This window comes from Luteimonas cucumeris, from assembly GCF_007830035.1.
Taxonomy (GTDB): Bacteria; Pseudomonadota; Gammaproteobacteria; order Xanthomonadales; family Xanthomonadaceae; genus Luteimonas_C; species Luteimonas_C cucumeris.
The window spans coordinates 1-1,114 of sequence record NZ_VLKN01000026.1; the positions used below are offsets into that span (position 1 = coordinate 1).

Sequence of the window (1,114 nt, forward strand, 5' to 3'; positions counted from 1 at the left end):
CCGCACCCGCGCCCGCGGCAGTGCTGTCCGCACCGCTGGCGATCGCGTCGTCGCTGCCGTCGTTGGCGCCGTTGGCAGCGAAGTAGTGGTTGGCGTCCTCGACGCTGTCGGCCACTTCGTTCAACTGGTCGAGATTGACCGCATCGGTGCCCTCGGTACCCGCGGCGACGTTGGCGATCTGGCGTTCGGCGCCGGTGGCGCCGACGGAGACGGTGTTGTCGCGGTCGGCGATCGAACCCGAACCCAGCGCCACCGATTGCGCGCCGCTGGTCTCGGTGCCTGCGCCGATCGCAATGCCGGCTTCGCCGCTGACATACGAATTGGTGCCGGCGGCAATCGCGTGGACGTTGTCGGCGAGCGCCTGATAACCCAGCGCAATGCTGTAGTCGGAGTAACCGAAGGCGCCGCGGCCCACGGCCAGCGAGCTGGCGCCCGGGGCCCAGCTGTTGAAGCCGATCGAAGTTGCGCCGCTGCCGCTGGCCCAGGCAGCAAGACCCAGCGCGGTGGTGTTGGCGCCGGTAGCCCAGGCGCCGTAACCGACGGCGGTGGCACCCGAAACATTTGCCCACGAATAGGCGCCGATCGCAGTGGTTTCTTCGGCATTGGCCCAGCTGTGGTCGCCCAGCGCGATGCTGTACTGACCTGTGGCACGCGACAGGTTGCCGCCGGCGAACGAGAACTCGCCGGTCGCCGATGCGTCGGAACCATTGGCGGTGCTGTAATCGCCGCTGGCCATGGCGCCGGTGCCAGAGGCGGTGGCGCCGGCTCCGCTGGCGACTGCACCCGCACCTACGGCGGTGCTGTCCATGCCGCTGGCTTCGGTGACGGCGTACATCGGGTTGCCGTCCTCGTCGAGGATCGGGTTGCCGTCGTCGTCGAGCAGGGCACGCTGACCGCCAACCGCGGTGCTGGATGCACCTGCAGCCTGGGCGCCATTGCCGTTGGCCGTGGCGTTGTCGGCCACCGCGGCGGCCTGGTTGCCGGTGGCGATGGCACCGATGCCAATGGCCGCCGAGCCTGTGCCATAGGCCGAGGCGGTATCGCCTTCGGCATAGGCGTTTGCGCCGGAGGCGAGGGCGAACTCGCCGACCGCTTGCGCATCGTCGCTGCCATC

The 1,114-nt window shown here is 69.5% G+C and carries 1 pseudogene; it reads right to left on the minus strand.

From position 1 onward, the window contains the following. A pseudogene (locus IP90_RS16505) lies at window positions 1-1,114 on the minus strand (ESPR-type extended signal peptide-containing protein); the annotation flags it as partial.